The 23,085-nt window shown below is 64.4% G+C and carries 20 protein-coding genes; 15 read left to right on the plus strand and 5 right to left on the minus strand.

All coding sequences use genetic code 11. From position 1 onward, the window contains the following. The first annotated feature begins 36 nt into the window (after positions 1-36). Positions 37-2,265, plus strand: a complete 2,229-nt coding sequence (locus ACZIRK_RS10460) for a CHASE2 domain-containing protein (RefSeq protein ID WP_130225841.1) — start codon at positions 37-39, stop codon at positions 2,263-2,265. Between the two features lie 215 nt (positions 2,266-2,480). Here the strand turns inward: ACZIRK_RS10460 and ACZIRK_RS10465 are convergent, their stop codons facing one another. After that, positions 2,481-4,088: an ABC transporter substrate-binding protein gene (locus ACZIRK_RS10465; protein ID WP_130225842.1), complete on the minus strand. Its 1,608-nt coding sequence runs from the start codon at positions 4,086-4,088 to the stop codon at positions 2,481-2,483. A gap of 235 nt (positions 4,089-4,323) precedes the next feature. Here ACZIRK_RS10465 and ACZIRK_RS10470 point away from each other — a divergent pair, with 235 nt between their 5' ends. The 9 genes from ACZIRK_RS10470 to ACZIRK_RS10510 all read left to right on the plus strand — a co-directional run bounded on the left by ACZIRK_RS10470 (position 4,324) and on the right by ACZIRK_RS10510 (position 15,103). Next, the gene (locus ACZIRK_RS10470; protein ID WP_463327367.1) at positions 4,324-5,955 is read left to right on the plus strand and encodes an ABC transporter substrate-binding protein; all 1,632 of its coding nucleotides are present in this window, start codon (positions 4,324-4,326) and stop codon (positions 5,953-5,955) included. A 188-nt stretch (positions 5,956-6,143) separates the two neighbouring features. After that, positions 6,144-7,097, plus strand: coding sequence for an ABC transporter permease (locus ACZIRK_RS10475; protein WP_463327343.1), 954 nt, complete (start codon positions 6,144-6,146; stop codon positions 7,095-7,097). Positions 7,098-7,101: 4 nt separating this feature from the next. Further along, entirely contained in the window at positions 7,102-7,989 is an 888-nt protein-coding gene (locus tag ACZIRK_RS10480; protein WP_130225845.1) for an ABC transporter permease, read from the plus strand. 185 nt (positions 7,990-8,174) lie between these two features. After that, positions 8,175-9,233 carry an ABC transporter ATP-binding protein gene (locus tag ACZIRK_RS10485; RefSeq protein ID WP_165435207.1) on the plus strand — a complete coding sequence of 353 codons (1,059 nt, stop codon included), beginning with the start codon at positions 8,175-8,177 and terminating at the stop codon, positions 9,231-9,233. Then, the gene (locus ACZIRK_RS10490) at positions 9,230-9,427 is read left to right on the plus strand and encodes a hypothetical protein (RefSeq protein WP_130225846.1); all 198 of its coding nucleotides are present in this window, start codon (positions 9,230-9,232) and stop codon (positions 9,425-9,427) included. The genes ACZIRK_RS10485 and ACZIRK_RS10490 overlap by 4 nt, the downstream gene beginning before the upstream one ends. Further along, a complete protein-coding gene (locus ACZIRK_RS10495) occupies positions 9,424-10,836 on the plus strand; it encodes an amidase (protein WP_130225847.1) in 1,413 nt (470 codons plus the stop codon). Before ACZIRK_RS10490 ends, ACZIRK_RS10495 begins: the two co-directional genes overlap by 4 nt. Next, complete coding sequence (locus ACZIRK_RS10500) at positions 10,833-11,825, plus strand: ABC transporter ATP-binding protein (RefSeq protein WP_463327344.1); 993 nt, start codon at positions 10,833-10,835, stop codon at positions 11,823-11,825. The genes ACZIRK_RS10495 and ACZIRK_RS10500 overlap by 4 nt, the downstream gene beginning before the upstream one ends. A gap of 228 nt (positions 11,826-12,053) precedes the next feature. Next, a complete protein-coding gene (locus ACZIRK_RS10505; RefSeq protein ID WP_130225849.1) occupies positions 12,054-13,799 on the plus strand; it encodes a type I secretion system permease/ATPase in 1,746 nt (581 codons plus the stop codon). Further along, positions 13,796-15,103 carry an HlyD family type I secretion periplasmic adaptor subunit gene (locus ACZIRK_RS10510; RefSeq protein ID WP_130225850.1) on the plus strand — a complete coding sequence of 436 codons (1,308 nt, stop codon included), beginning with the start codon at positions 13,796-13,798 and terminating at the stop codon, positions 15,101-15,103. The genes ACZIRK_RS10505 and ACZIRK_RS10510 overlap by 4 nt, the downstream gene beginning before the upstream one ends. A gap of 161 nt (positions 15,104-15,264) precedes the next feature. Here the strand turns inward: ACZIRK_RS10510 and ACZIRK_RS10515 are convergent, their stop codons facing one another. Further along, positions 15,265-15,747 carry a CinA family protein gene (locus tag ACZIRK_RS10515; RefSeq protein WP_130225851.1) on the minus strand — a complete coding sequence of 161 codons (483 nt, stop codon included), beginning with the start codon at positions 15,745-15,747 and terminating at the stop codon, positions 15,265-15,267. 158 nt (positions 15,748-15,905) lie between these two features. Here ACZIRK_RS10515 and ACZIRK_RS10520 point away from each other — a divergent pair, with 158 nt between their 5' ends. Genes ACZIRK_RS10520 through ACZIRK_RS10530 form a run of 3 tightly spaced genes read left to right on the plus strand, consistent with a single transcriptional unit; the run spans position 15,906 to position 18,504 of the window. Then, positions 15,906-16,988, plus strand: a complete 1,083-nt coding sequence (locus ACZIRK_RS10520) for an amidohydrolase family protein (protein WP_130225852.1) — start codon at positions 15,906-15,908, stop codon at positions 16,986-16,988. Further along, on the plus strand, positions 16,985-18,091 hold the full coding sequence (locus ACZIRK_RS10525; protein WP_130225853.1) for an amidohydrolase family protein: 1,107 nt from the start codon (positions 16,985-16,987) through the stop codon (positions 18,089-18,091). Before ACZIRK_RS10520 ends, ACZIRK_RS10525 begins: the two co-directional genes overlap by 4 nt. After that, a complete protein-coding gene (locus ACZIRK_RS10530; RefSeq protein WP_130225854.1) occupies positions 18,091-18,504 on the plus strand; it encodes a Rieske (2Fe-2S) protein in 414 nt (137 codons plus the stop codon). Before ACZIRK_RS10525 ends, ACZIRK_RS10530 begins: the two co-directional genes overlap by 1 nt. Before the next feature lie 270 nt (positions 18,505-18,774). On the opposite strand, the gene tcuC is transcribed toward ACZIRK_RS10530, so the two are convergent. Next, entirely contained in the window at positions 18,775-20,085 is a 1,311-nt protein-coding gene (gene tcuC, locus ACZIRK_RS10535; protein WP_130225855.1) for an MFS transporter, read from the minus strand. Positions 20,086-20,207: 122 nt separating this feature from the next. Next, complete coding sequence (locus ACZIRK_RS10540; protein ID WP_130225856.1) at positions 20,208-21,107, minus strand: transcriptional regulator GcvA; 900 nt, start codon at positions 21,105-21,107, stop codon at positions 20,208-20,210. Positions 21,108-21,227: 120 nt separating this feature from the next. Here ACZIRK_RS10540 and ACZIRK_RS10545 point away from each other — a divergent pair, with 120 nt between their 5' ends. Together ACZIRK_RS10545 and ACZIRK_RS10550 are read left to right on the plus strand one after the other, a co-directional pair. Further along, on the plus strand, positions 21,228-21,443 hold the full coding sequence (locus tag ACZIRK_RS10545; RefSeq protein WP_130225857.1) for a DUF1127 domain-containing protein: 216 nt from the start codon (positions 21,228-21,230) through the stop codon (positions 21,441-21,443). 66 nt (positions 21,444-21,509) lie between these two features. Next, complete coding sequence (locus ACZIRK_RS10550; RefSeq protein WP_463327345.1) at positions 21,510-22,130, plus strand: N-acetyltransferase family protein; 621 nt, start codon at positions 21,510-21,512, stop codon at positions 22,128-22,130. A gap of 154 nt (positions 22,131-22,284) precedes the next feature. Here ACZIRK_RS10550 and ACZIRK_RS10555 read toward each other — a convergent pair whose 3' ends face one another. Then, positions 22,285-22,986, minus strand: a complete 702-nt coding sequence (locus ACZIRK_RS10555; protein ID WP_130225859.1) for an SDR family NAD(P)-dependent oxidoreductase — start codon at positions 22,984-22,986, stop codon at positions 22,285-22,287. Positions 22,987-23,085 lie beyond the last annotated feature (99 nt).

Genomic DNA, 23,085 nt, shown 5'->3' on the forward strand with positions numbered 1-23,085 from the left:
CGTGATCAATCGACGCGGGCGTGATATCGAGACGGTATGAGGCGGCTGAAGGCATTGCGAAGGTGGTTCAAGCGGCGCTTCGGCTACGCGCGGCTCGCCTGCGTTGCGCTGTTGATCGGCTTTGCCGCGCTCAGGGTGCTCGATCCCCCGCCGATCGAGGAACTTCGGGTCAGGACGTTTGACGGTTTCCAGGTCGTCGAGCCCCGGGTCAAGACGATCAGGCCGGTCACCGTCGTCGATATCGACGAACAGAGCCTGTCCGAGCTCGGCCAGTTTCCCTGGCCGCGCACGCTGATCGCCGATCTCGTCACCAACCTGACCAAGCTTGGCGCGGTCGTGGTCGCCTTCGACATCGTGTTCTCCGAGCCTGATCGGCTCAATCCGGATGCCGCCGCCGACACGATCCGCAATCTCGACGAGGAGACCAGAGCGAAGCTGCGGGCGCTGCCAAGCAACGACCAGATCCTGGCGGAGGCGATGGGCAAGTCGCGCGTGGTGCTGGGCGCCTCCGGCCTGCCGTTCGTGGTCGCCGAATTCGACAAGTCGCTGCCGCTGACGCCGCTCGCCATGAAGGGCGAGGAGCCGCAGCCGTTCATGTTCGATTTCCCCGGCCTGCTGCGCAACGTCCCCGTGCTGGAAGGGGCCGCCGCCGGCCGCGGCCTGTTCACGATCAGGCCCGAGCGCGACGGCATCGTCCGCCGCGTGCCGATGATCATGCTGGCGCAAGGCGCGACCATGCCGTCACTGAGTTTCGAGGTGCTGCGGGTCGCGACCGGCTCCGGCACCGTGCTGGTCGATACCGACGAGGCCGGAATCAAGAGCCTCTCGCTCCGCGGCTTGCGGATTCCGACCGACCATAACGGCCAGCTCTGGGTGCATTTCGCCCAGGCTGACCCCTCGATCTACGTCTCGGCGGTCGACGTGCTGCACGGGCGGGTGCCGGCGGAGAGGATCCAGGGCAAGCTGGTCCTGATCGGCACCTCGTCGGTCGGGCTGAACGATATCAAGACCACGCCGGTCACGCCCGCGATGCCTGGCGTCGAGATTCATGCTCAGGTGCTGGAGAGCGCGCTAAGCGGAGCCAGCGTGTCGCAGCCGAACTACGGCATCGCGTTCGAGTTCGCGACCGCGCTGGTGTTCGGCCTGCTCGTGATTGCATTCGCCCCGCTGTTCGGGCCGATCACGCTGGTCGGCTTAGGTGCGGTGTTCGCGACCGCGCTGATAGGCACCTCCTGGTATTTCTACACGCAGCACCGCCTGCTGATCGATTTCACCTATCCCTTGATGTCGACCACGGCGATCTATCTCACGCTGATCTTCTCCAGCTTCGTCCGCGAGCAGCAGCAGCGGAAGCAGATCCGCGGCGCATTCGCCCAGTACATGTCGCCTGCGCTGGTCGAACAGCTCGCGCAATCGCCGGAGAAACTCGTGCTCGGCGGCGAGGAGCGCGAAATGACCATCATGTTCTCCGACGTCCGCGGTTTCACCACGATCTCGGAATCCTACAAGCACGATCCGCAGGGACTGACCGCCCTGATGAACCGCTTCCTGACGCCGCTCACCAATGCGATCCTCGCCCGCAAGGGAACGATCGACAAATATATGGGCGATGCGATCATGGCGTTCTGGAACGCGCCGCTTGACGACAAGGAGCACGAGATCAACGCCTGTGAGGCCGCGATCGACATGCTCGAGCGCATCAATGAGCTCAACAGGCTGCGCAAGGAGGAGGCCGACGCCGGCGGCCACGTCTACATCCCGCTCAATGTCGGCATCGGCCTCAACACCGGCGTCTGCGTGGTCGGCAATATGGGCTCCGACCTGCGCTTCGACTATTCGGTGCTCGGCGACAGCGTCAATCTCGCTTCGCGCTTGGAGGGACAGTCCAAGGAATACGGTTTTCCCATCATCGTGGGGTCGCAGACTGCACTCGCCGCGAAGGAGAAGTTCGCGATCCTCGAACTCGACTTCATCATGGTCAAGGGCAAGAAGGAGCCGGAGGTGATCTATGCGATTGCCGGCCGCGATGACATCGCGCAGTCCGGACGCTTCCAGCGCCTGCGCAATCTCACGATCGAGATGCTGGCCTGCTACCGCGGCCGCGACTGGCAAGGCGCGCTCGCCGCGATCGAGCGCGGCCGCAAGACCGACGAGGGCCATGCGCTGGAGCGTCTGTACAATCTCTACGAAGCCCGCATCCGCCATTTTCTCGAGAACCCGCCCCCGGAAGATTGGAACGGCGCGTTTGCGCTCTTGACGAAGTAGCGCGGGTGGGCAAAGCGAAGCGTGCCCACCATCACGGACACCGCATGAAATGGTGGGCACGCTGCGCTTTGCCCGCCCTACGACTCCGCGACGTCATTCCGGGGCGATGCGAAGCATCGAACCCGGAATCCATTTTTCCGCCATCGCCTGCGGTCCGGTGGATTCCGGGCTCGCGCTGCGCGCGCCCCGGAATGACAACGCTATCTACGGCAGAGTCACTCCAGCCCGATCTGCGTCAGGTCCTGAAACCAGTGCTGCGCCTGCACGAAGGTCTTCACCTTGGGCGAGAGCGCATGCGGGTTGGTGTCGTGCACCACCCACACCAGCACGGCGTCGTCGACGATCAGCGCATGCGCCTGCGCCAATAGCTCGTCCTGCTTGGTGGTGTCGAAGGTCTGCTTGGCCTCGTCGATCAGCGCATCGACCTTCGGGTTCTTGTAGCCGCCCCAGTTGACGCCGACAGGCGCGATCTGGCCGGAATGGAAGAAGCGGACGATCGCGTAGAGCGGGTCCGAGGTCACATAGGCGATGTTGTTGGCGGTGATGCCGGCGTTCATCTCGTCGGCTGCGCCCTTGCGCCAATGTGTATAGAGAGTCTCGAGCTCGACCACCTTGAAGTCGACGTCGATGCCGATCTCCTTGAAGCTCTGCTGCAGGAATTCGTTCATCGGCAGCGACAGCATCTGTCCGGTGCCGCCCTGGGCGATGATGAAGGTCGTCTTCAGCGGTTTCTCCTTGGAGTAACCGGCTTCCTGCACCAGCTTCTTGGCAGCGGCGAGATCATATTTGATGTCGAAGCTCGGCTTGCCGAACCATGGGCTCGACGGGTCCACCTGGCCCTTGGCAGGTTTTGCCAGTCCGTTCATCAGCCCGACCACGGCATCGCGATCGATCGCGAGGTTGAGCGCCTTGCGCAGGCGGATGTCGGTCCAGGGCGAGCCGGGCAATACGCTCAGATGATAGTTCCAGACATGCGGGGTGACGTTGTCGACGATCTTCATGCCGGCGGCCTTGAGCTGCGGCACGGCGTCCGGCGCCGGCGTCTCGATCAGGTCGACCTGGCCCGCGAGCAGCGCGTTGGTGCGGGTCAATGCTTCCGGCATCGGGATCAGCACCATCTTGTCGACCTTCGGAATGCGCTTCTTGTTCCAGTAATCGTCGTTCTTGGTGAGCTCGGCGAGTTCGCGCGGCACCAGCTTGGTCAATTTGAACGGGCCGGTGCCGGAGGGCTGGCTGGCGAACTTGTCCCAGTCTTTGCCGAGCTTTTCATATTGCGCGGGGCTCGAGACCAGGAACCAGAGCATCTGATAGGGGAAGAAAGAGTCGACCGTCTTGGTCGTGATCTCCACGGTGAAATCGTCGATCTTGGCATAGCTCGCAACCGAGGGCAGGCGGGTCTTGACCTGCGCGCTCTGCCGCTTGTCGAATTGCGGTGCCTTGTCGTTCAGCACCTTGTCGAGATTCCAGATCACGGCGTCGGCGTTGAACTCGCTGCCGTCATGGAACTTGACGCCCTTGCGCAGCGTGAAGCGCCACTTGGTCTTGTCTTTGTCGTCGACTTTCCATTCCGTGGCGAGGCCCGGCACCAGCTTTCCCGGCCGGTCGGCCACGTCCATCTCCCAGGCGACGAGTGGATCGTAGATCGTATAGGCGGTGAATTGATAGGCACCGGCGCCGCGATCGGGCTGGCCGGTCGTGAGCGGGATATCCGCCATCGAGATTCCGTAGCGCACCACGGATTCGGCTTGCGCCGGCTTGGCGCTCCAGCCTGCGCCGATGGCAAGCGCCAAAGCGGCTAGGAGAATCGAATATCGGGTGCGCATGTTACTGAAGCTCCGTTGACGTATTCCGAATACCGGATGCCAACCAAGCAAGCTTGATGCCAGAATAGGCACATATTTCCGTCCCGCAGCATGGACTGAGAAGAATCGACGCATCCAAGGGCGATTTCCTGCAGAACTATTCCCCTTGGCACAGGCATTGCATACGATTGCCCAACAATTAATCACCCGAAGTTGAAGAAGGGACCTTGAGATGCGTACTGAGAAAACCAGAACGATGGCGCTGGCCGCAGCGCTGGCGATTGCGCTGGCGGGCCTGCCGCGCGCGGCCGGCGCCGAAACGGTGCTGCGCATCGGCATGACCGCTGCCGATATTCCGCGCACGCTCGGGCAGCCCGATCAGGGCTTCGAAGGCAACCGCTTCACCGGGCTCACGATGTACGATGCGCTGACGATGTGGGACTTGTCGTCATCAGACAAGGCGAGCGTCGTCATTCCCGGCCTTGCGACCGAGTGGAAGGTCGACGATGCCGACAAGAAGAAATGGATCTTCAAGCTGCGCCCCGCCGTCACCTTCCATGACGGCTCGCCGTTCAATGCCGATGCCGTTGTCTGGAATGTCGACAAGGTGCTCAAGCAGGATGCACCGCAGTTCGATCCGAGCCAGGTCGGCGTCACCGCCTCGCGCATGCCGACGCTGGCCTCGGCCCGCAAGATCGACGACATGACGGTCGAACTCACCACCAAGGAGCCGGACAGCTTCCTGCCGATCAACCTGACCAATCTGTTCATGGCGAGCCCGGCAAAGTGGCAGAAGTTCTATGACACCTCCGAAGGCGCCGACGCCAAGGCGAAATCGCAGGCCGCCTGGGCCGCGTTCGCCAAGGACGCCTCCGGCACCGGGCCGTGGAAGATGACGAAATTCACGCCGCGCGAGCGGCTCGAACTCGCCAAGAACGCTGCCTATTGGGACAAGGCGCGCGTTCCGAAGGTCGACAAGATGGTGCTGCTGCCGATGCCGGAAGCCAATGCGCGCACTGCGGCGCTGCTCTCCGGTCAGGTCGACTGGGTCGAGGCGCCGGCGCCGGATGCGCTGCCCGAGATCAAGCAGCGCGGCTTCGTGCTCTACAGCAATGAAGAGCCGCATGTCTGGCCCTGGCAGTTCTCCCGCATCGAGGGCTCGCCGTGGAACGACATTCGCGTCCGCAAGGCCGCCAATCTCTGTGTCGATCGTGAAGGTCTGCGCGACGGCCTGCTTGCCGGGTTGATGGTGCCCGCGACTGGCACCTTCGAGCCGGGCCATCCCTGGCGCGGCAATCCGACCTTCCAGATCAAGTATGACAAGCCTGCCGCGCAGAAGCTGATGCAGGAAGCAGGCTACGGTCCGAACAAGAAGCTGACGGTGAAGATCCAGACCTCTGCTTCAGGTTCTGGCCAGATGCTGCCATTGCCGATGAACGAATATCTGCAGCAGGCGCTCGCCGAATGCTATTTCGACGTGCAGCTCGACGTGATCGAATGGAACACGCTGTTCACCAATTGGCGACGCGGTGCCAAGGACCCGACCGCCAATGGCTCCAACGCCACCAACGTCACCTATGCGGCGATGGACCCGTTCTTCGCGCTGGTGCGCTTCCTGCAATCGTCGATGGCGCCGCCGGTGTCGAACAATTGGGGCTATATCAATAACCCCAAGTTCGATGAACTCGTGACCAAGGCCCGCCAGAGCTTCGATCCCGCCGCGCGCGATGCGGCGCTCGCCGAGCTGCATGCGGCCTCCGTCGATGATGCGGCGTTCCTTTACGTCGCCCACGACGTTGCGCCGCGCGCGATGAGCCCGAAGGTCAAGGGTTTCGTGCAGCCGAAGAGCTGGTTCGTCGATTTTTCGCCGGTCTCGATGACGCAGTAAGGCCTGCACTGCTCTATCCTTCGTCATGCCCGGGCTTGACCCGGGCATCCACGCCCTTCTTGCTTTGTCATTCCGGGTTCGCCCTGCGGGCGCCCCGGAGTAACTGGGGCAAGTGGATAGGCGTGGATGGCCGGGACAAGCCCGGCCATGACGGATGAGAGACGCATGCACAAATCAGAGTAACGCTCGTGTTTACCTATATCGCCAGACGCATCGTCTATGTGATCCCGATCGTCATCAGCGTCGCGCTGGTGTGTTTCCTGCTCGTGCACATCACGCCCGGCGATCCCCTGGTCGCGGTGCTGCCGGCCGACGCCTCGCAGGAGCTGGCGCAGCAATTGCGCACCGCGTATGGCTTCGACCGTCCGCTGCCGGTGCAGTTCGGGCTATGGCTGTGGCGCGCTCTGCACGGTGATCTCGGCAGTTCCATCGCGACCGGCCGGCCCGTGCTGTCGGAAGTGATGCGCGCCGTCGGCAATACCGTGACGCTCGCGATTTTTGCGGCGATGATCGGCTTCACGCTCGGGCTATTGTTCGGGCTGATCGCCGGCTATTTCCGCGATAGCTGGATCGACAAGCTCGCGACTTCGTTTGCGATCGCCGGCGTCTCGGTGCCGCATTACTGGCTCGGCATGGTGCTGGTGATCATCTTCTCGGTGCAGCTCAACTGGCTGCCCGCGGTCGGCGCTGGTCCTGGCGGCTCCGGTGCGTGGGCGTGGGACTGGGATCATTTGCGCTACCTGATCCTGCCTGCGGTCACGAGCTCGGTGATCCCGATGGGCATCGTCACCCGCACGGTGCGCGCGCTGACCGGTGATATCCTGTCGCAGGATTTCGTCGAGGCCTTGCGCGCCAAGGGCCTGCGCGAGACCAACGTGTTCCGCCACGTCATCAAGAACGCGGCCCCCACCGCGCTCGCGGTGATGGGATTGCAACTCGGCTACATGCTCGGGGGCTCGATCCTGATCGAGACCGTGTTCTCCTGGCCGGGCTCGGGACTGCTGCTCAACTCCGCGATCTTCCAGCGCGACCTGCCGCTGTTGCAGGGCACGATCCTGGTGCTGGCGCTGTTCTTCGTGCTGCTCAACCTCCTGGTCGATATCACGCAGGCCGCGATCGACCCGCGGATCAAGCGAGGCTAGCGCGATGAGCACGATCACCGATCTCGCACTGCAAGCAGCCCCCGCGACGAAGGCGCGCGGCTATTGGGCCACCGTCGGCCGCCGCATCATGCGCGACAAGGTCAGCATGGCCTGCGCGCTCATTCTGATCCTGATCTTTGCAGCGGCACTGTTGGCGCCATGGCTCGGGCTCGCCGATCCCTACCAGGGCTCGATGATCCGCCGCCTGCGCCACATCGGTACGCCAGGCTATCTGCTCGGCACCGACGAGCTCGGCCGCGATATGCTGTCGCGTCTGGTCTATGGCGGGCGGCTGTCGCTGATCATCGGCATCCTGCCCGTGATCTTGGCCTTCGTGATCGGCACCGGCCTCGGGCTGGTCGCGGGTTATGTCGGCGGCAAGCTCAATACCGCGATCATGCGCACCATCGACGTGTTCTACGCCTTCCCCTCGGTGCTGCTGGCGATCGCGATCTCCGGAGCGCTGGGCGCGGGCATCGTCAACTCCATCGTATCGCTCACCGTCGTGTTCGTGCCGCAGATCACCCGCGTTGCCGAAAGCGTCACCACCGGCGTACGCAACATGGATTTCGTCGAAGCCGCGCGCGCCTCCGGTGCCGGTCCGCTCACCATCATGCGCGTGCACATGCTCGGCAATGTGCTGGGTCCGATCTTCGTCTACGCCACCGGCCTGATCTCGGTATCGATGATCCTCGCCGCAGGCTTGTCGTTCCTTGGCCTCGGCACCAAGCCGCCGGAGCCGGAATGGGGCCTGATGCTGAACACGCTGCGCACGGCGATCTACGTCAATCCCTGGGTCGCGGCGCTGCCGGGCGTGATGATCTTCGCCGTCTCGATCTGCTTCAACCTGCTGAGCGACGGCATGCGCAGCGCCATGGACATCAGGAACTAAAGCGATGAGATCGACTAGAGCTATCTCCGCAGCGGTCCCCACCTCTCCCAAAGGGAGAGGTGGGATCGCATCGCGAGATGCGATCCGGGTGAGGGGTTACGCTCCATCGAGGGACCGGCACCCCCTCACCCGGCGCTGCGCGCCGACCTCTCCCCAGTGGGGAGAGGTGAACCTGGAGGCCCCGCATGAGTAACCCAGTCGACATGCTCACTCCGATCGAGGACGTCGGTGGCGCCGCGCAGCCATTGCTTCAGGTGAAAGGCCTGACCAAGCACTTCCCTGTGCGCGGCGAATTGTTCAGTGCGCGCAAGACCGTGCGGGCCGTCGATAACGTTTCCTTCGCAATCGCCAAGGGCGAGACCGTCGGCATCGTCGGCGAGTCCGGTTGCGGCAAGTCGACCACCGCACGCCTCCTGATGCACCTGATGAAGCGCGATTCCGGCGAGATCATCTATGACGGCATGCAGGTCGGCCGCGCGCTGTCGCTGCGCGAATTGCGCCGGGGCATGCAGATGGTGTTCCAGGACAGCTACGCCTCGCTCAATCCGCGCCTCACCATCGAGGAATCCATCGCCTTCGGTCCGAAGGTGCATGGCATGGCAGATAGCGTCGCCCGCGCGCTGGCGCGCGAGCTGCTCGGCAAGGTGGGTCTGCGGCCGGAAAACTTCGCCAATCGCTATCCGCACGAAATCTCCGGCGGCCAACGCCAGCGCGTCAACATCGCGCGTGCATTGGCGCTGTCGCCGCGGCTCGTGATTCTGGATGAAGCCGTTTCCGCACTCGACAAATCGGTTGAGGCGCAGGTGCTCAACCTGCTCGCGGATTTGAAGCGCGAGTTCGGCCTGACCTATCTCTTCATCAGCCACGACCTCAATGTCGTCCGCTACATCTCCGATCGTGTGCTGGTGATGTATCTCGGCGAAGTCGTCGAGCTCGGCCCGGTCGACAAGGTCTGGGACCAGCCCGCGCATCCTTATACGCGCGCACTGCTGGCTGCGATGCCATCCTCCGATCCGGACAAGCGGACCGAGGTGCCGCCGATCTCGGGCGATCCGCCGAACCCGATCGATCCGCCGCCGGGCTGCCGGTTTCACACCCGCTGCCCGTTTGCGGAGCCGCTCTGCGCAAAAGCCACTCCACAATTGACCACGCTCGATAGTACGGGTCATCAGGCGGCGTGCTACATGGCTATTCCGGGCTCGGGGCACAGCCGCGCACCGGCAAGGGAGGAAGAGGCGGCATGACGAAACCCAGTCCGAAGGAAGCTACGGCGATGGCCGACGTCGCGGGCGTGCCCATCGACGGCGAAGCTGCCGCGCGCATTTCCAATTCGATCAGCCCGGCCTTCGCCGGCTTCGCGCCGGTCGCCGGCACGCTGCCGTTCGATCTCGAGCCCGCGAGCTTCCTGCTCGCGCAGACCGCGAAGGTGTCGAAATGAGCAGCGAACTCGCCTTGATGTCGCTGACTGCGGTCGCGAAAGCGATCGCCGAGAAGAAAGTCTCCTCGCGCGAGGTGACGCGAGCCTTGCTGCACCGCATCGCGGAATGGCAGCCCAAGCTCAATGCCTTCCTGGCGATCGAATCCGAACAGGCGCTCGCCGCCGCCGACCAAGCGGATGCGGAACTCGCGAAGGGCAAGAGCCGCGGTGTGCTGCACGGCGTGCCGCTCGCTCACAAGGACATGTATTACGAGGCCGGCAAGGTCGTGACCTGCGGTTCGCTGATCCGCCGTGACTTTGTCGCCAAGACCACGGCGACCGCGCTGCAGCGATTGAAGGATGCCGGCAGCATCCGGCTCGGCTCGCTGCAGATGGTCGAGTTCGCCTACGGCCCGACCGGCCACAATGTGCATTACGGCCCCGTCCGTAATCCCTGGAACGTAGCTCATATCACCGGCGGCTCCTCCTCCGGCTCCGGCTCGGCGGTCGCAGCAAGGTTGACCTCCGCGGCGCTGGGATCGGACACCGGCGGCTCGGTCCGGATGCCCGCGCATTTCTGCGGCGTCACCGGACTGAAGACGACCGTCGGGCGCGTCAGCCGCGCCGGTGCAATGCCGCTGTCGCAATCGCTCGACACCGTCGGCCCCTTGGCGCAAACGGCTGAGGATTGCGCGCTGCTGCTCGGCCTGATGGCGGGTAGCGACCCCGAGGATCCGACCGCCTCGACGCTGCCGGTGCCGGACTATCTGGAAGCGACCAAGGGCTCGCTGAAAGGCCTCAAGATCGGCCTGCCCACCGCATTCTACGTCGACGATCTCGATTCCGAGGTGGCGCGCATCCTCGACGAGACCATCGCCGTTCTCAAGCGGGAGGGCGCGGAAGTCATGAAGGTCGAGTTGCCCGACCAGCGCCAGCTCAGTTCGGCATCCCAGCTCGTGCTTGCCGCCGAGGCGGCCGCCTTCCACAAGCGCTGGATGATCGAGCGTCCGCAGGATTACGGCGCGCAGGTGTTGATGCGGCTGCAGAACGGGCTCGCCGTTCCCGCCGTCAGCTATCTCGAGGCGATGCGCTGGCGCGGTCCGGCGCTCGCCGCCTATAATGCCGCGGTCGCCGGCGTGGATGCGGTGATCGCGCCGGCAGCGCCGGTGCCTGCGCCCACCATCGCCGAGAGCGATGTCGGCAACGGCCCTGGCGCCGAAGCGGTGATCCAGCGGCTGACGCGCTTCACCCGCCCGGTCAACTATCTCGGCCTGCCGTCGCTGGCGATCCCCTCGGGCTTCACCCGCACGGGGCTCCCGGTCGGCATGCAACTGATCGGCCGCTCCTTCGAGGAAGCCGTGCTGCTTCGCATCGGCGCGGCGTTCCAGCGGGCCACCGATTTCCACGCCAAGGTGCCGAAGCTCGCATGACCAATCTTGTCGAAGTCCGGAATCTCAACATCCGCTTCACCGGCGAACGCACGGTGCACGCCGTCAATGACCTCAGCCTGTCGCTTCGTGAGGGCGAGGTGCTCGGCCTGCTCGGCGAGTCCGGCTCCGGCAAGAGCGTCACGCTGCGCGCGCTGATGCGGCTGTTGCCGAAGAAGCGGACGCAGATTTCGGGCAGCGTCAAGGTGCTGGGACAGGACGTGCTCGGGATGGACGACGAGGCGCTGTCGAATTTTCGCGGCCAGACCGTCTCGATGATCTTCCAGGAGCCGGCGCTTGCGCTTGATCCGGTCTACACCATCGGCCGCCAGATCGCGGAAACCGTGATGCGGCATGAGGGCAAGAGCGAGCGCGAGGCGACGGCGCGTGCGCTCGAGATGCTGGAGGTGGTGCGCATTCCCTCCGCCAAGCGCCGGCTCGACTCCTATCCGCACGAGATGTCGGGCGGCATGCGCCAGCGCGCGATGATCGCGCTCGCGCTCGCCTGCAAGCCGAAGATCCTGCTCGCGGACGAGCCGACCACCGCGCTCGATGCCACCGTGCAAATCCAGATCCTGCTGCTGCTGCGCGAATTGCAGCGCGAATTCGGCATGTCCGTGATCTTCGTGACCCACGACATCGGGGTCGCGATCGAGATCTGCGACCGCGTCGCGGTCATGTATGCCGGGCAGATCGTCGAGCAGGGCAGTCTCCGCGGCATCGTGCGTTCCCCGGTCCACCCCTACGCCAAGGGCCTGCTCGCCTCGACCATCCATGGTGCCAAGCGCGGGGAGCGGCTGGAGACGATTCCGGGCACGCCGCCCTCGCTTGACCGCGCGCCGACCAGTTGCTCCTTCGCGCCGCGCTGCAGCCTGGCGCAGCCGCGCTGCTCCGAGCAGTTGCCGGCCGCCGTTCAGGTGGCGCCGGACCGTATCGCGCGCTGCGTGCTCGCCGAAGTCTCTCTCCGTAGCCCGGGTGAAGCGCTAGCGTAACCCGGGGACCACTCGCCAACGCCGACGCAGTTGTCCCGGGTTGCGCGTTCCGCTCCACCCGGGCTACGAAGCCGGGCCGTCATTAACCTTCCTGGACGGTTGCGCGGTGCGGAACTGTGCCGAAATTAACGCAACGAGAATGCGCCTGCCGCGACATAAATAGACGCTGGCCACAAACATCGGTAAAACGTGGTCAATACTTGACCCTTTTTGCAGAGATAAGCATTCATGGCAGCCGCTCCCGGCGTCCGGCGTTCCGAACTCGGCGATGCGTTGCGCGCGTGCCGCGCCGCCTTCATCGGCGTCGGCCTGATGAGCTGCGTGATCAACGTCCTCTATCTGACCGGCTCGATCTTCATGCTGGAGGTCTACGACCGCGTGCTGCCGAGCCGGAGCGTGCCGACCCTGGTCGGCCTGGTCGTGCTCGCTGCCGGGCTTTACATCGCGCAGGGGATGCTTGATCTCCTGCGCGGACGGATCCTGGGGCGGATCGGCACCTCGCTGGACGAGGCGATCAACGCGCGTGTGTTCGACACCATCGTGCGCCTGCCGCTCGTCATGGGCAATCGCACCGAAGGCCTGCAGCCATTGCGCGATCTCGACAATGTCAGATCGTTTCTCGGCAGCCAGGGGCCGGGCGCGTTCTTCGACCTGCCGTGGCTGCCGCTCTATATGGCGATCTGCTTCGCCTTCCACTGGCTGCTCGGCGTCACCGCGCTGGTCGGCGCGATCATCCTGATCACGCTGACGCTGGTCACCGAATTCATGTCGCGCAGACCTGCCAAGGAGGCGATGACGCTCGCCGCCCGTCGCAATGATCTCGCCGCGTCGAGCCGCCGCAATGCCGAAGTGCTGGTTGCGATGGGCATGTCCGGCCGGCTGCAGCGGCGCTGGAGCGAGGCCAATGAGAATTATCTCGCGGGCAACCAGCGCGCGAGCGACGTCGCCGGCGGCCTCGGCGCGGTCGCCAAGGTGTTGCGCATGATGCTGCAGTCCGCGGTGCTCGCGGTCGGCGCTTATCTCGTCATCTTCCAGGAGGCGACTGGCGGCATCATCATCGCGGGTTCCATCCTCAGCGCCCGCGCGCTGGCGCCGATCGATCTCGCGATCGCGCATTGGAAGGCGTTTGTCGCCGCGCGGCAGAGCTGGGAGCGTCTCAGCCGCCTGCTGCAGCAGATGCCGCCGGCCGGCACTCAGACCTTGCTGCAGGCGCCGACCAAACGGCTGTCGGTCGAGGCCGTCTCGCTTGCGGCACCGGGCGACCAGCGGGTGATCGTGGCCGAAGTGGCGTTCGCGCTCGAAGCCGGCAGTGGCGTCGGCATCATCGGTCCCAGCGGCTCAGGCAAGTCATCGCTGGTGCGCGCGCTGGTCGGCGTCTGGATGCCGTTTCGCGGCAAGGTGCGGCTCGATGGCGCCGCGCTCGACCAATGGTCGCCGGACGTGCTGGGCCGCTACGTCGGCTATCTGCCGCAGGACGTCGAACTGTTCGCGGGCACGGTGGCGCAGAACATCTGTCGCTTCGATTCCGAGGCGAAGTCGGACGACATCATCGCCGCCGCCAAGGAGGCCGGCGTGCACGAGATGATCATCAAGATGCGCGAGGGCTACGACACGCAAGTCGGCGAGCACGGCACGGCGCTGTCGGCCGGCCAGGCGCAGCGGATCGCGCTGGCGCGCGCGCTCTATGGCGATCCGTTCCTGATCGTGCTGGACGAGCCGAACTCCAATCTCGATAGCGAAGGCGACGAGGCGCTGACGCGGGCGGTGCGCTCGGCGCGCGAGCGCGGCGCCATTGTGGTGGTGGTGGCGCACCGGCCGATCGGGATCGAGGGTGTCGACCAGATCCTGGTGCTGAAGGAAGGCCGCATGCAGGCCTTTGGCCCGAAGGAAACCGTGCTGGCGCAGGTGCTGCAGCCGCGCGTCGCGCCGGCGCCGCCGATCAAGATCGTCTCCGACGCGGGAGCCAAATCATGAGCGAAGAATTGCGCGGGGCGCGACGCTCGATCCGGCTGCATCTGATCGTGGGCCTCGTCGTCGTGCTGGTGGTGGCGGGCGGCTTCGGCGGCTGGGCCTCTACTGTGCCGATCTCGGGCGCCTTGATTGCGCCGGGTTCGGTGGTGGTCGATTCCAACGTCAAGAAGGTGCAGCACCCGACCGGCGGCGTGGTCGGCGAAGTCCGCGTGCGCGACGGCGATCTCGTCAAGACCGGCGATATCGTGGTGCGGCTGGACGAGACGGTGGTGAAAGCGAGCCTTGCGATCGTGGTCAAGACGCTCAACGGGCTCTATGCGCGCGCGGCGCGTCTGGAGGCCGAGCAACAGGGCCGCGACAAGATCGCCTTTCCGAAAGCCCTGGCCGGCCGCGCCGAGGATCCCGACGTCCGCGACGTCCTGGCGAGCGAAACCAAGCTGTTCGAGGTCCGCGTCAACGGCCGCATCGGCCAGAAGGCGCAACTGCGCGAGCGCGTCACCCAGCTCAACGAGGAGATCGAGGGTCTGAAGGCGCAGGAGGCTGCCAAGGACAAGGAGATCGAGCTGGTGCAGAAGGAGCTGGTCGGCGTCCGGCAGCTGTTTGACCAGCATCTCGTGCAGCTCACGCGGCTGACCACGCTCGAGCGCGACGCCGCGCGGCTTGCCGGCGAGCGTGCGCAATACATCGCCGCCCGCGCGCAGGCCAAGGGCAAGATCACCGAGACCGAGCTGCAGATCATCCAGGTCGACAAGGACATGCTGGCCGAGGTCTCCAAGGATCTGCGCGAGACCAACGACAAGATCGGCGAATTCGTGGAGCGCAAGGTGACCGCCGAAGACCAGCTCCGCCGCATCGATATCCGCGCACCGCAGGACGGCATGGTGCTGCAGTCGACGGTGCACACCGTCGGCGGCGTGATCACCGCGGGCGATGCCATCATGATGATCGTGCCGCAGGCTGATGCTCTCTCGGTGGAGGCCAAGGTCAATCCGCAGGATATCGACAAGCTGCAGATCGGCCAGAAGACGCTTCTGCGCCTGTCGGCCTTCAATCAGCGCACTACGCCGGAGATCAGCGGCGTCGTCACCCGCGTCTCGGCCGACGTCACCACCGACCAGCGCACGGGGCAAAGCTTCTACACCATCCGCGTCTCGATGCCGTCGGACGAGATCAAGCGCCTCGGAGACGTCAAGATCATCCCTGGCATGCCGGTCGAAGCTTTTGTTCAGACCGGAGACCGCACCATGCTGTCCTATTTGATGAAGCCCTTGAGCGACCAGTTCATGCGCTCGTTCCGGGAGAAGTGATAGTTGCGCAGCGGGGCCTCATGCTCCGAGACGCCGCTTGCGCGGCTCCTCAGGATGAGGGGATGGTCCTGAAGGATGGGACAGGCCTGACCCTCATGGTGAGGAGCCGCGAAGCGGGCGTCTCGAACCATGAGGCCACCGGCGCGGCCACACACGCCCCGTTACCGCGACAAATTCTCCAACAGCAAACTCAGCGCCGCCTTCGCAAACGCCTGCATGTTGGCTTGCCGGTCGCAGCTCGCGGTCTCGAGCGTGATCACCGTCTCCACAGGTCCCGCCACCGCCATGCAGCTATGGCCCGCCGCGTCGCCGTAGCGATTGCCGGTGGGGCCCGCCGCGCCGGTTTCGGAGAGGCCCCAGTCGGTCGCAAGGCGCGTGCGGATCTGGCTCGCGAGCAGCTTTGCGTAAGGTTCCGATGCCGAGCGGATGCCCTTCATCGTCTCGTTGGGAATGTCCATCAGCGCGCGCCGCGCATCGCGGGTGTAGATCACGCCGCCGCCGATGAAATAGGCCGAAGCGCCGGGCACGGCGAGCAGCGCGGCCGAGATCAGGCCGCCGGTCGAGGATTCCGCCACTGCAATCGTCTGCTTTCGCTCGATCAGTTTCGCGGCGATCTTTTCCGCAATGGACACCAGTTCGTTCATCGGCCGCCTCTCTTGTTGTTTGCCATGAAAATTCTCCGGGGCGTCCTGCCTTCCTAGCACACCACTTCGGCTCCTGCCGAGTTGCGGGCCAAAGGCAGGCCTGCTTGAATGCAGAGCAATCAACGGGCGCGGCGCACGCGCTTAAACGAGGAAACGTCATGACGTCGCCGATCGCGGGTGGCGTGGATTGCGATCTGCATCCCGCCGTGCCTCATCTGACCAGCCTGCTGCCGTACATGAACGACTACTGGCGCGACCAGGTGACGACGCGCGGCATGACGGATCTGCTGTCGCAATCCTATCCGGTCAATTCGCCGATCTCGGCGCGGCCGGATTGGCGGCCGGCGCAGGGCAAGCCGGGCTCCGATCTTGCCGACATGCAGCGCCAGGCGCTCGACAAATTCGCTGTCGCCTATGGCATCTGCAATCCGCTCTATGGCGTGCAGATGGTGTTCAGCGAGGACATGGCTGATGCCTTCTGCCGCGCGCTGAACGGTTGGCTCGCCAAGGAATGGCTCGACAAGGACGATCGGCTGCGCGGCTCGATCGTGATCCCCGTGCAAAGCATCGAGAAATCCGTGAAGGAGATCGAGCGCTGCGCGCAAGATCCGCGCTTCGTCCAGGTGCTGATGCTGGTCATGGGCGACATGCCGCTCGGCAAGCGGCACTACTGGCCGATCTATGCCGCGGCGGAACGGCTGGGCCTGCCGATCGGCGTGCATGCCGGCAGCGCCTATCACAACCCGCCGACCTCGGTCGGCTGGGGTTCCTACCACATCGAGGACTATGTCGCGCAGGCGCAGGCGTTCCAGACGCAACTCACCAGCCTGATCATCGAGGGCGTGTTCGCCCGCCACCCGAATTTGAAAATGGTGATGCTGGAAAGCGGCTTCACCTGGTTGCCGCCCTATCTCTGGCGCTTGCACAAGTTCTGGCGCGGCGTCCGCATGGAAACGCCGTGGGTCGACCGCGCGCCATTGGAGATTGTGCGCAGCAACATCCGCTTCTCGCTGCAGCCGGTCGACGCACCGCCGGACGGCGAGACGCTGAACCGCCTGTTCGATCATATGCAGTCGGACGAATTGCTCCTATTCTCGACTGACTATCCGCACTGGCAATTCGACGGCGACGAGGCGCTGCCGAAAGGGATTTCGCCCGACCTGGTCCGCAAGATCATGATCGACAATCCGCTCGCAACCTACACGCGCTTGAAGCAATCGGTGAAAGAGGTGGCGCCATGAATATCCAGATTCGTGAACGTCCGGAGGCTGGGTCTGCCAGCATCAAGACCGCGATCGCCGATTGCGACATCCATCCGGCGCGCGCCACCCAGACTGAGCTCTATCCATTCCTCGCCAAGCGCTGGCACGCACATCTCGAAACCTTCGGCGTCCACGCCTATCAGGGCATGATGGGTGGTCCGCCCTATCCCAAGGCGCAGCCGAATGCGTCGCGTCGCGACGCCTATCCGCCGGAGGGCGGTCCACAGGGCTCTTCGCTTTCCTTCATGCAGCAACAGCATCTTGATCCGAACAATGTTGTGCTCGGCGTGCTCAATCCGCTCAACACCGGGCAGGGCATCCGAAATCAGGATCTGGCGGCGGCGATCTGTTCCGCGATCAACGACTGGCAAATCGAGAAATGGACCAGCAAGGACCAGCGCCTCAAGGGCTCGGTCGTCGTTGCCAATGAGGACGGGCAGGCTGCGGCCGCGGAGATCCGCAGGCGCGCAGGGGACAAGAACTTCGTGCAGGTGCTGCTGCTGAGCCGCAATGTCGAGCCGCTCGGCCAGCGCCGCTATTGGCCGATCTATGAGGCGGCGGAGGAAGCCGGGCTTCCGGTCGGTGTGCATGCCTTCGGCTTCGGCGGCAATCCCATCACCGCCTCGGGCTGGCCGAGCTTCTACATCGAGGAGATGGTCGGCCATTCGCAGTGCCAGCAGACCGCGCTGGCGAGCCTCGTGCTCGAAGGCGTGTTCGAGCGCTTCCCGAAATTGAAGATGGTGATGGTCGAGGCCGGCTTCGGCTGGGCGCCGTCGCTGGCCTGGCGGCTCGACAAGGTGTTCGAGCGCCTGCATGCCGAGGTGCCGCATCTGAGGCGCAAGCCGTCGGACTATATCCGCGACCACATCTGGTGGACCACGCAGCCGATGGAGGATCCGGAGCGGCGCGAGCATCTGTTCCAGACCATCGAATGGATCGGCTGGGACAGGCTGTTGTTCGCGACCGATTATCCGCATTGGGACTATGACGAGCCCTCGCGCGTGCTGCCGGCCGGCGTCAGCGACGCCAACAAGCAGGCGTTCTATCTCGACAATGCGCGCAAGCTGTACGGACTTTCTTGATGGCGAGGCATGTGGTTGCCCCGGTGAATGAACTGCCGCCGGGCACGAGGAAGTTCCTGGAGATCGACGGCCGGCCCATCGCGGTCTTCAACGTCAAGGGCGAGTTCTTCGGCCTTCTGAACCGCTGCCCGCATCAGGGTGCCTCGCTGTGCGAGGGACCGCTGATCGGGCTCGCGCAATCGTCCGATCCCGGCGAGATCGGATACACGAAGCTCGGCGAGATCATCCGCTGTCCCTGGCACGGCTGGGAATTCGACATCCGCACCGGCCAGTCCTACTGCGAGCCCAAGCGCTTCCGTGCGCGGGCCTATCCGGTCAAGGTCGAGCCGGGCACGAATCTGGTGAAGGGGCCGTACGTTGCGGAGACGATCGCGGTCTCCGTGGAAAGCGATTACGTGGTGGTGGATTTATAGCTCGCTGTCATTCCGGGGCGCGCCACCGGGTCCGCGCAAAGCGCGGCCCGATGACAGGCTCCGCGGGAGCCCGGAATCCATTTCACCGCTTGTACTGGCGGCCGGATGGATTCCGGGCTCGCCGCTTCGCGGCGCCCCGGAATGACAACGGAGGCGAGAGTGTCGTAGAGTGGCCAAAGCGCAGCGTGCCCACCATTTCATGCTGCTCGCGATGGTGGGCACGCTGCGCTTTGCCCACCCTACGGCTTCGCGCCCCCCGGCAATCTTCCATCAGGCGGCGACCGCTTCGCGCGTCTCGACTTTCTCGCCGCGGCGATAGACGGTCAAGGTCGCGATGATGCCGAGCGTTGCCGCCAACATCAGCCAGAAGCCCGGTGAAGCCTTGTCGCCGGTGTGGTCGATCAGCCAGGTCGAGGCAAACGGCGTAAAGGTGCCGAACAGCGCTGCCGCCAGTGCAAAAGCCAGCGAGAAGCAGGTGGTACGCACATGTGACGGCACGATCTCGACCAGGCAGCCGAGCATGGTGCCGCTGTAGACGCCGAAATAGAACGAGAACATCATCTCGACCGCCAGCATCTTGCCGAAGCTCGGCGCGGCCACCAGCCAGTGCAGCGCCGGATAGGCGGTTACCAAGGAAAGCCCGGCGATCGTCAGCAGCACCGGCTTGCGGCCGAGCCGATCGGAGACCGCGCCGCCGACCGGGTTCCAGATGAAGTTGGTCACCGCCACCAGCAGCGTGACCACCAGCGCGTCCTGCGTCGACAGTTTCAGCACGTTCTTGCCGAAGGTCGGCGTGTAGACGGTGACGAAATAGAAGGTCGTGGTGGTCAGGATCGCGATCATCATGCCGAGGATCACGATGCGCCAGTTCGCGAGCGCCGACGCGAACACCTCGGATGCGGTCGGATGCCGCTTCATGGCGAGGAACGCCGGCGTTTCCTCCAGCGTCCGCCGCAGCACGAAGATGAAGGGGATGATCAGGCAGCCGATGAAGAACGGAATGCGCCAGCCCCAGGCTGCCACCGTCGCCGGCGGGATTATCTCGCTCAGGACATAGCCGACGATCGCGGCGACGAAGATCGCGACCTGCTGGCTCGCCGACTGGAATGAGGTGTAGAAGCCGCGGTTGCCGGGAGTAGCGATCTCCGACAGATAGACCGAGACGCCGCCGAGCTCGACGCCCGCGGAAAAGCCCTGCAGCAAGCGGCCGATCAGCACGATGACCGGCGCGGCAATGCCGATCGTCGCATAGGTCGGGCAGATCGCGATCACCACTGTGCCCACAGCCATGATCGCGAGCGTGACGATCAAGCCCTTGCGGCGTCCGATGCGGTCGATATAGGCCCCCAGCACGATCGCGCCGACCGGGCGCATCAGCGCGCCGAGCCAGAACACGCCGAACGTGTTGAGCAGCGAGGCGGTCTCGTTGTCGGACGGGAAGAACGCCTTGCCGATCGCGCTCGCATAGAAGCCGAACAGGAAGAAATCGAACTGCTCGAGGAAATTGCCGCTGGTCGCGCGCAGGATGGCGCCGATGCGCGATTTGATCTGCGGTATCTCTGCCGTACTCGTTGGCGCCATGCGCGTTTTCTCCCCGGGCTGCGACGAAAAGCCTCGTCTGCGCGGCAATTTGGCACAGCTATGCGGCGCGACCAACCCGCAAACGCGTCGGTCACCCGGAAATCTGCAGGTTTTTCAGGACTTCAGGCCTTGCCTTGGGCCGAGGCCACCATCCACTGCCGGAATGCCGCGAGCTTCGGCGAATCAGCGCGCGCCTGCGGCGAGACCAGGTAGAAGCCGGCATCGGCGGGGAGCGTGATCTTGAAGGGGACCACCAGCCGCCCCTTGGCGATGTCGTCCTGCACATAAGATGTCCGGCCCATGGCGACGCCGATGCCGTCGATCGCGGCCTGGATGGTCATGAAGATCAGGTCGAAGGTGATGCCCGGCTGCTTTGAGAGGTCGGCCGGCAGCCCGGCCGCCGTCAGCCACAGCCGCCAGTCGTCGCTGTTGGCGTTGCTGGTGTGCAAGAGCACGTGGCCGCGGAGGTCTTCAGGGCATTTCAGCGGCTTCTCACCTTTAAGCAGGGACGGGCTGCAGACCGGAAACAGCTCGTCCGCCATCAGCCAGTCGGCGCGCAATCCCTGCCACTGGCCGCGGCCGTAGCGGATCGCGGCGTCGACATTGTCGCGCTGGAAGTCGACCAGGCTGGTCGAGGTGGTGATGCGGACGTCAATGCCGGGATGCGCCTCCTGGAACGTGGAAAGCCGCGGCAGCAGCCATTTTGCGGCGAGCGAGGCCAGCGTCGAGACCGTCAGCACGTGGTCGTCCTCGCGCCGCAGCAGCCGGTCGGTGGCAAGCTTCAGGTCGTTGAAGGCGGCGCGGACGCCGGGGAGATATTCGGCCGCTTTTGGCGTCAACGTCAGCGCTCGGTTCTGCCGCACGAACAGCCGGACGCCGAGCTCCTGCTCGAGCCGCTTGATCTGATGGCTGATCGCGGTCTGTGTCACGTTCAGCTCGGCGGCGGCCTGGGTGAAGCTCAGGTGCCGCGCCGCGGCCTCGAAGGCCCGCAATCCGTTCAGCGAAGGCAGCCTGGCGGTCATCTCCCGCATCTCTCCTTATATATGAGTTTATCTCATGTGATGCGGCACAAAGTGTCGTTTGTGCAAGGCCACAACAGCGCAGATATTTCGGGTAACAGATTTTAGCTATAGGAGCCGAGCATGTCCACTTGCACCCATGAATCGATGATAAATCATCATGGACAGGGCCTGTTCGCACAGGCTTTGACCCAATTGAGCGAGACCCTTCACGTCTGGCGTCAGCGCTATGAGATGCGCCGCGAACTGGCCCAATGGTCGGAGCGCGATCTCCACGACATCGGCAAGTCCTGGAGCGATGTCGCTTATGAAGCCGAGAAACCCTTCTGGCGGGCATGAGGTGACGCCAATGCCGGCGTCGCCTCTGTGGAGGGACGCCGGCTCATTTTTTCCGGAGAGCGTGTCATGACCAGCCTGCGTCTCGACGATCTCAAGCAGTATTCGGACGTGCTGCATTCGCGCAGCGGCGACGAGATCACCGTGCGTTTCGTCGAGCCGCGCGATGCGGAGGAACTGCAGAATTACTTCCGCTCGCTCTCGACCCGCTCCCGCTACAATCGCTTCTTTGGCGCCATACGCGAGCTGCCGAAGAACGTGCTGGAAAACTTTGTCCATGTCGGCGAGCGCGAGCAGTTCAGCGTCGTCGCCACCGTGACGGTCGACGGCTTCGAAATCATCGTCGGCGAAGCGCGCTATGCCTTCCATGCGGAGGATGCGAGCATCGAGTTCGGCGTCTCGATCGACGACCGCTGGCAGGGCTGGGGCATCGGCCGGGCGCTGTTGAAGAATCTCGAATGCCGTGCCGCCGCGCTCGGCGCTGCACGGCTGTTCGGCGACACCTTGCGTTCCAATGACGCCATGATCGGGCTGGCAAAAAAAGGCGGTTACACCTTCGCCAACAGCCCGGGCGACTGGAAGCTGGTGCGCTTCGCGAAACACATCGCTATCGAACCGCAGGATATCCCATGTGCCAGTTGGCGGCTCGCTGCTGCCGACAAGGCCGCTTTCTCCTCGCTTGCGGTTTGATCACTGGCCCGGTTCTGGCCGCCCCAGAACCGGGCTTTTTTCTTTTTGTTGTTTAGCGCGTAGCCCGGATGGAGCGAAGCGCAATCCGGGATTTGTAGCTGCCGCGCGCGAGATCCCCGGATTACGCTTCGCTCCATCCGGGCTACGCACCGCGCTAGAACTTCTCCACCCAGGGGCGCAGCTCCACTTCCCAGGTCCAGGCACTGCGCGGTTGCTGCAGCACGTTCCAGTAGCTGAGAGCAATCGCGTCGGGATCGAGCATCGAATCCGGATGACCTTCCGGATCAGGGCGCGTCTTGCTGCGGATGCCGCCGTCGATGACAAAATGCGCGACATGGATGCCCTGCGGCGAAAGTTCGCGCGCCATGCTCTGCGCCAGTCCGCGCAGCGCGAACTTCCCCATCGCGAACGACGATGATTGCGCATACCCTTTGACGCTGGCCGAAGCGCCCGTGAACAGGATCGCGCCATGCTTGTTCGGCAGCATGCGCTTTGCGGCCTGCTGCGCCACCAGAAAGCCGCCGAAGGCCGAGACTGCGATGGCGTTGGCGACATCGGCCGGCACGAGGTCGACCAGCGGGCCGCGCGCCCGCGCGCTTGCGTTATAGACCACGAGGTCGGGCGTTCCGATCTCGCGCTCGACCAGGCCGAACAGACGTTCGACTTCGTCGGCGTCCGTTGCGTTGCAGGTAAAGGCCCGCGCGCCGGTCTCGGTGCAGAGTGCGCCGAGCTTTTCGATCTGCCGTGCGGCCAGCGCCACGCGAATTCCTTCGCGCGAAAATAGCCGCGCCAGCGAAGCGCTCAGGCCTTCGCCGACACCGACGATCAGGGCGGTCTTGTATTTTGGGGTTTCCATGAGCTTTCCTTGAACTGCCGGAGAAGATTTTGCTTGGCAGGGCGACATCCCGGCATTCGATGTGCGATAGTCTCCTCCAACAGATGAGGAAACGAACCA

Source organism: Bradyrhizobium sp. Leo114 (genome assembly GCF_055229415.2).

What these genes read in the sequence shown, in the direction of transcription:
- ACZIRK_RS10460 (WP_130225841.1), top strand. Translation starts at nt 37, where the DNA reads ATGAGGCGGCTGAAGGCATTGCGAAGGTGGTTCAAGCGGCGCTTCGGC.
- ACZIRK_RS10465 (WP_130225842.1), bottom strand. Translation starts at nt 4,088, where the DNA reads ATGCGCACCCGATATTCGATTCTCCTAGCCGCTTTGGCGCTTGCCATC.
- ACZIRK_RS10470 (WP_463327367.1), top strand. Translation starts at nt 4,324, where the DNA reads ATGGCGCTGGCCGCAGCGCTGGCGATTGCGCTGGCGGGCCTGCCGCGC.
- ACZIRK_RS10480 (WP_130225845.1), top strand. Translation starts at nt 7,102, where the DNA reads ATGAGCACGATCACCGATCTCGCACTGCAAGCAGCCCCCGCGACGAAG.
- ACZIRK_RS10485 (WP_165435207.1), top strand. Translation starts at nt 8,175, where the DNA reads ATGAGTAACCCAGTCGACATGCTCACTCCGATCGAGGACGTCGGTGGC.
- ACZIRK_RS10490 (WP_130225846.1), top strand. Translation starts at nt 9,230, where the DNA reads ATGACGAAACCCAGTCCGAAGGAAGCTACGGCGATGGCCGACGTCGCG.
- ACZIRK_RS10495 (WP_130225847.1), top strand. Translation starts at nt 9,424, where the DNA reads ATGAGCAGCGAACTCGCCTTGATGTCGCTGACTGCGGTCGCGAAAGCG.
- ACZIRK_RS10500 (WP_463327344.1), top strand. Translation starts at nt 10,833, where the DNA reads ATGACCAATCTTGTCGAAGTCCGGAATCTCAACATCCGCTTCACCGGC.
- ACZIRK_RS10505 (WP_130225849.1), top strand. Translation starts at nt 12,054, where the DNA reads ATGGCAGCCGCTCCCGGCGTCCGGCGTTCCGAACTCGGCGATGCGTTG.
- ACZIRK_RS10510 (WP_130225850.1), top strand. Translation starts at nt 13,796, where the DNA reads ATGAGCGAAGAATTGCGCGGGGCGCGACGCTCGATCCGGCTGCATCTG.
- ACZIRK_RS10515 (WP_130225851.1), bottom strand. Translation starts at nt 15,747, where the DNA reads ATGAACGAACTGGTGTCCATTGCGGAAAAGATCGCCGCGAAACTGATC.
- ACZIRK_RS10520 (WP_130225852.1), top strand. Translation starts at nt 15,906, where the DNA reads ATGACGTCGCCGATCGCGGGTGGCGTGGATTGCGATCTGCATCCCGCC.
- ACZIRK_RS10525 (WP_130225853.1), top strand. Translation starts at nt 16,985, where the DNA reads ATGAATATCCAGATTCGTGAACGTCCGGAGGCTGGGTCTGCCAGCATC.
- ACZIRK_RS10530 (WP_130225854.1), top strand. Translation starts at nt 18,091, where the DNA reads ATGGCGAGGCATGTGGTTGCCCCGGTGAATGAACTGCCGCCGGGCACG.
- tcuC (WP_130225855.1), bottom strand. Translation starts at nt 20,085, where the DNA reads ATGGCGCCAACGAGTACGGCAGAGATACCGCAGATCAAATCGCGCATC.
- ACZIRK_RS10540 (WP_130225856.1), bottom strand. Translation starts at nt 21,107, where the DNA reads ATGACCGCCAGGCTGCCTTCGCTGAACGGATTGCGGGCCTTCGAGGCC.
- ACZIRK_RS10545 (WP_130225857.1), top strand. Translation starts at nt 21,228, where the DNA reads ATGTCCACTTGCACCCATGAATCGATGATAAATCATCATGGACAGGGC.
- ACZIRK_RS10550 (WP_463327345.1), top strand. Translation starts at nt 21,510, where the DNA reads ATGACCAGCCTGCGTCTCGACGATCTCAAGCAGTATTCGGACGTGCTG.
- ACZIRK_RS10555 (WP_130225859.1), bottom strand. Translation starts at nt 22,986, where the DNA reads ATGGAAACCCCAAAATACAAGACCGCCCTGATCGTCGGTGTCGGCGAA.